Raw genomic sequence first — 5,750 nt, 5'->3', positions numbered from 1 at the left:
ACCACACATTAGCGTAACTTGTTATATTTGTTTCTTTTTATATTGCTTGGTACAATTGAAGCAATGGGATGCATTCCCAAAACATCTTTTTAAATCTTACCGCATCTAGCTAAATAATTCAAGCTTAATTTGAATTATTTTTATTAAATGTGACCTATTCCTCATTTAATATGCATGATTTCTTGTGAAATGTATTCTTTTTTTTTTTATAATTAAAATGTAAGCACTTTCTCACCGTTTTTCATTTCCTTATTCTATTTTATCTGTGTTTTACTATCAAAATTATTAGTAAAAGGAGGTCAGTCTTATAAAGAAAGAATTACTGCTAAAATTATATACTTACTATAGAGGAGGAGAATATTTTGGAAAATAATAAACAAATCAAAAAGAAATTTTCAATGCCATCATCATTTACTGTTTTATTTCTTATTATTGTCTTTATTGCTATTTTAACTTGGATTATCCCTGCTGGGGCATACGATATGGATGATGCTGGCAGTATTTTATCTGGAACGTATCATACGGTAGAATCCCAACCACAGGGAATTTGGGATGTTTTCATCTCTCCTATAAAAGGAATGCTGGGTACAGATACAACACCCGGCGCTATCGAAATTTCTTTATTTATTTTAGTACTTGGAGGCTTTTTGGGAGTTGTTACGAAAACAGGGGCTCTGGACGCTGGAATTGCCTCTATTGTTAAAAATTATAAAGGAAAAGAAAAAAAATTAATCCCTATTTTAATGTTGCTTTTTGCTATAGGAGGTTCTACTTACGGAATGGCTGAAGAAACTATGGCATTTTATCCTTTAATTATTCCGGTTATGATCGGAGTTGGCTTCGATACCGTCGTTGCCGTTGCAATTGTTTTAGTTGGTTCACAAATCGGTGTTCTTGCTTCTACAGTGAATCCGTTCGCTACTGGTGTTGCCTCTCAAGCTCTCTCAATAAGTCCTGGTGAGGGCATTATCTGGAGATTAATCTTCTTCGTCGTCATGTATGCTGTTTCAACATTTTACGTTTATCGTTATGCTATGTCGGTTGAAAAAGATCCTAAATCCTCTTTAGTTGCTGATCAAAGAGAACAGAATATGGCATACTTTAAAATACCCGATGATCAAGCAGAAATGGATAAACGCCAGCGAAACGTCATGATTTTATTTGCCCTTTCATTTATTATTATGGTCGTTTCATTAGTTCCATGGACTGCACTAAGTGAAAATTGGACTTTCTTTGAGAGCCTCAACTCTTTCTTACTCGGTATACCATTTATTGGTACTCTACTTGGTCAAAGAATGATTCCTTTAGGCGATTGGTATTTCCAAGAAATCACGATGCTCTTCTTTTTAATGGCTGTTGTTATTGGATTATTTTATAGAATGCCTGAAGGTGATATTGTTGATTCCTTCATGGATGGAGCGAGAGATCTTCTAAGTGTAGCACTTGTGGTAGCTATTGCTCGTGGAATACAAGTGGTTATGAATGACGGTTTAATTACTGCTACAATTTTAAGTTGGGGAGAAAAAGGACTTAGCGGTTTATCCCCAGTTATATTTACAATTTTAACTTATGTTTTTTATATTCCTATGTCTTTCCTAATTCCATCCACTTCCGGACTAGCTGCTGCTACAATGGGTATTATGGGACCTTTAGGGACTTTTTCAGACGTACCTCAACATTTAGTCATCACAGCTTACCAAGCCGCCAGTGGGTTCGTCAACTTGATTACACCTACTTCAGGAGTTGTTATGGGTGCTTTAGCTATTGCTAGAATTGACGTTACAGTTTGGTGGAAATTCATGTTTAAACTAATGGCTATAATCTTTGTTCTTTCTTGTGTTATTCTAGGTGTAGCAGCTGCAATTGGTTAAAAAACCTAACCATTTCATCTATTTGTAACAATAAAAAAACCAAAGGAGTATTCTATGAAAACATTTATTCAAGAACAACATAAATTAGACTGTATCGAAACAATTAAAACATTAATTTCTTATCCATCTTATTTAAGAGAAGATAGTCAAGAGTCAACCCCATTTGGTGACGATATCCAAGATGTTTTAGAAGAAACACTCAATATTTGTAAAAATTTAGACATGAAAACCTATTTAGACCCCGAGGGATATTATGGATATGCAGACTATGGTGAAGGACAAGAATCCTTAGCTATCCTGTGTCACTTAGACGTTGTACCTCCAGGGAATTTGGACTTGTGGGAAAGCAATCCTTTTGAAGCTGTTGAAAAGAACGAAGCAATCTATGGTAGAGGGTCTCAAGACGATAAAGGGCCTGCAATGGCAGCTCTTTATGCTTTTAAAGCAGTCATTGACTCGGGTGTACAATTAAAAAAACGTGTTCGTTTTATTTTTGGTACTGATGAAGAGACATTATGGAGATGCTTAGATCGATACAATGAACTAGAAGAACCTTCATCGATGGGTTTTGCACCTGATGCTGAATTTCCTTTAACTTATTCTGAGAAAGGGTTATTACAAGTTAAACTTCATGGGCCTGGAGATTCACAATTAACTATGAACTGTGGCAAATCTTTAAACATCGTTCCTGATGAAGCCAGCTATAAAGGTTATTTAATTGATAAATTAGAAAATGAATTAAAGTCTCTAGAATATGATTATCAATTATCAAATCAACAGATCACAGTTAAAGGTAAAGCTGTTCACTCTAAAGATGCTCCTGACGGGATAAATGCTATCACACGTCTAGTAACAGCTCTTTCTCCTCATACTGAAAACAAAACTATTGCATTTATTGCCGATAAATTAAAAGACGATCCTACTGGCCAATCTATTTTTGGTAAAATAGAGGATGACATTTCTGGCCCGCTTACTGTTAATCTAGCTACTTTAAATATTAATAACAACGAGTCAACTATCGGATTAGATTTAAGAATTCCAGTAACGAGTAACAAGGAAGCTCTCGTTAAACAGTTAACAAAAAGTTTAGCAGAGTACCAGCTTGATTACGAAGAATATGATTATCTTGCTTCGCTTTACGTTCCAAAAGATAGTTTACTAGTAACAACATTATTAGACGTCTACCGTGAAAAAACTGGTGATAAAAGTGAGCCTTTAACTTCTGGGGGGGCAACATTTGCTAGAACAATGAAAAATTGTGTAGCTTTTGGGGCTGTATTTCCAGATTCTGAAGTTACTTTTCATATGCCTAATGAAAAAATGACCTTGCGTGATATCTATAGCTCAATGGAGATATACGCAGAAGCAATCTATCGCTTAGCATGTAACTAATAAAAAATAAAAAAGACGTAGTGTGGTGAACTAACGTCTTTTTTTCATTCTATTATAGAGAATAAGTGTCTTTTAAATCTTTGATTAACAATATGAATATAATTTAATTAAGAATAAAAAAAACGAATTATTTCGGTGTCAGACACAGCGAAATAATTCGTTAGTAGATAGATAATAAAATTATCTGTTTATGTACGTTTCTGCTTAATAAAGCAACTGGGCTAGCTGGATTCGAACCAACGCATAAGGGAGTCAAAGTCCCTTGCCTTACCGCTTGGCTATAGCCCAATAATGGTGGAGGGGGGCAGATTCGAACTGCCGAACCCGAAGGAGCGGATTTACAGTCCGCCGCGTTTAGCCACTTCGCTACCCCTCCAAAAAATCTATCTTTATTTATAAAGAAATTGATGCCGGCTAAAGGAATTGAACCCTCGACCCTCTGATTACGATTCAGATGCTCTACCAACTGAGCTAAGCCGGCACATCATTAACTGTAATCTCTTTATAAATATGACCCGTACGGGATTCGAACCCGTGATACCGCCGTGAAAGGGCGGTGTCTTAACCACTTGACCAACGGGCCTGAACGTCTTTAATCTTTAAGCACAAGATTTATTATATAAAGAATTTTTGTAAATGTAAAGAAGAAAAGTTAAATTTCATGAACAATTTAATCCTATTTTCATTTTAAGTCAATAAAGTCTACTATAAGCTTAGTTTAAATCCAAAAGATAGCATAAAAAAAATGAATAAGGACTATTCTGTTATAAAAATCAGATATTTCCTTATTCATTATTTTTTAAGATAGACCTTTGAAACAAACAAAAATACTTTACTAGGCTTGAATACTAGCATAGATATCAGGTTTTCTTTCGAATAATGTTTTTGCATAAGGACACAATGGTATAATTTTTTTATTTTCTAATTGCATTTCTTCCACTACACGATTAACTAACTCTTCGGCTATACCTTGTCCTCTTAAAGAAGGATCAACAAACGTATGATCTAGAATAACTTTATCATTTCCTGAAGGAACATAAGTTACTTCAGCAATTAATTTTCCTTGTTCATCATTTTTATAAAATCGGTTATCACTTTTTTCAAAATCCATTTCTGCACATCCTTTTATCTTAATAACAACAGTTTAGTACCTACAGTTTAAAAAATCAAGAAATAGCAAAACTAACTTTCCCAAATTGCTTTCCTTTTTCTAAATAGTTAAAAGCTTTTTCAAAATTTTCTATTCTGAACACTTCATCAACTACTGGTTTTATTTTGTATTTTTCTATAAAATTAAGCATCTCTTGATATTCTTCTGTGCTGCCCATCGTCGTTCCTTTTAGCGTATATTGTCCGTAAAAAAATTCTCTCAAATTAAATTCAACTTTATCACCTGTCGACGAACCAATTAAAACCATTGTCCCGCCTTTACGTAGTTGCCTTAGTGACTGATGAAAAGTAGCCGCTCCAACGGTTTCAATAATCGTATCCATTTTTTTTCCATCTAAAAGTTCATTCCAATTTCCCTCACTCTTAATACCTTTATTTGCTCCTAATTTTTCCGCTAGCTCTAATTTTTTAGTTGAGCGAGATGTTACATAAACAGTCGCTCCAATAGCTTTAGCAAACTGTAATAAATAAGTAGCCACTCCTCCCCCAATTCCGGGAATTAAAATAGTATCTTCCTTACTCAAGTTTCCTTTTGTAAACAATGCACGATATGCCGTTAATGCAGATAAAGATAAAACACTAGCTTCCTCCATAGATAAATACTCTGGTTTCATTGCTATATTTTCTATTGGAAGTATAATTTCCTCAGCGAACGTACCTGAAACAGGATTGCCTAATATCTTTAAATTTTCTGGTGCTGCATCAGAATTCTTTCTCCAATTAAGTCCTGGATTAATAATTACTTTGTCTCCAACTTTGAAACTTTGACTAATTGAACCTATTTCAATTATTTCTCCAACACCATCAGATCCGATAATTAAAGGCTTTGCATCGTGTTGAGCGATAGTAAATAAATCCCGATGGTTTAATCCAGCAAAATAAAGTTTTACGCGAACTTCTTCTTTTTTTAATATCTGGGTCTTTACTTCTTCGTAGTATAATCCAGCCATACCTTTTTCATATTTGTGCACCAATGCTTTCAACTTATCACTCCTATTTATAGTATTATAGTAAGTATACCGATTACTAGGATAAGATACAAAAAAAGAAGGTTAAGAAACTAAATACAGTTTCTCAACCTTCTTATATTTAAGCCACTTGCCGGATTCGAACCGGCGACCTCTTCCTTACCATGGAAGCGCTCTACCGCCTGAGCTAAAGCGGCAATAATGATAAATAAACAAAAAAAATACTCCGCAAGCAGGATTCGAACCTGCGACATCATGATTAACAGTCATGCGCTCTACCAGCTGAGCTATTGCGGAATAATAAAGATGCGCGGCAGCGTCCTACTCTCACAAAGGGAAACCCTTCACT

General features: G+C 34.8%; 4 protein-coding genes and 6 tRNA genes. 2 read left to right on the top strand and 8 right to left on the bottom strand.

Going from position 1 to position 5,750, the window contains the following annotated elements; genetic code table 11:
* The first annotated feature begins 362 nt into the window (after positions 1–362).
* On the top strand, positions 363–1,871 hold the full coding sequence (locus WBF61_RS07585; RefSeq protein WP_424255327.1) for a YfcC family protein: 1,509 nt from the start codon (positions 363–365) through the stop codon (positions 1,869–1,871).
* Between the two features lie 54 nt (positions 1,872–1,925).
* Positions 1,926–3,263, top strand: a complete 1,338-nt coding sequence (locus WBF61_RS07580; protein ID WP_424255325.1) for a M20 family metallopeptidase — start codon at positions 1,926–1,928, stop codon at positions 3,261–3,263.
* Between the two features lie 216 nt (positions 3,264–3,479).
* On the opposite strand, the gene WBF61_RS07575 is transcribed toward WBF61_RS07580, so the two are convergent.
* The 8 genes from WBF61_RS07575 to WBF61_RS07540 form a co-directional block, all read right to left on the bottom strand.
* A tRNA-Gln gene (locus WBF61_RS07575) sits at positions 3,480–3,551 on the bottom strand.
* Between the two features lie 4 nt (positions 3,552–3,555).
* Positions 3,556–3,639: transfer RNA gene (locus tag WBF61_RS07570), tRNA-Tyr, on the bottom strand.
* Positions 3,640–3,671: 32 nt separating this feature from the next.
* Positions 3,672–3,744, bottom strand: a tRNA-Thr gene (locus WBF61_RS07565).
* Positions 3,745–3,774: 30 nt separating this feature from the next.
* A tRNA-Glu gene (locus WBF61_RS07560) sits at positions 3,775–3,846 on the bottom strand.
* Positions 3,847–4,098: 252 nt separating this feature from the next.
* The gene (locus tag WBF61_RS07555; protein WP_424255323.1) at positions 4,099–4,374 is read right to left on the bottom strand and encodes a GNAT family N-acetyltransferase; all 276 of its coding nucleotides are present in this window, start codon (positions 4,372–4,374) and stop codon (positions 4,099–4,101) included.
* Positions 4,375–4,429: 55 nt separating this feature from the next.
* Entirely contained in the window at positions 4,430–5,416 is a 987-nt protein-coding gene (locus WBF61_RS07550) for a zinc-binding dehydrogenase (RefSeq protein ID WP_424255321.1), read from the bottom strand.
* 109 nt (positions 5,417–5,525) lie between these two features.
* Positions 5,526–5,598, bottom strand: a tRNA-Thr gene (locus WBF61_RS07545).
* Positions 5,599–5,625: 27 nt separating this feature from the next.
* Positions 5,626–5,698: transfer RNA gene (locus WBF61_RS07540), tRNA-Asn, on the bottom strand.
* Positions 5,699–5,750: the final 52 nt, after the last annotated feature.

It is taken from the genome of Carnobacterium sp., from assembly GCF_049673005.1.
In the GTDB taxonomy this organism is placed as follows: Bacteria; Bacillota; Bacilli; order Lactobacillales; family Carnobacteriaceae; genus Carnobacterium_A.
The sequence above is the reverse complement of the archived record's forward strand: the minus strand, read 5'-3'. Positions and strand labels throughout refer to the sequence as shown.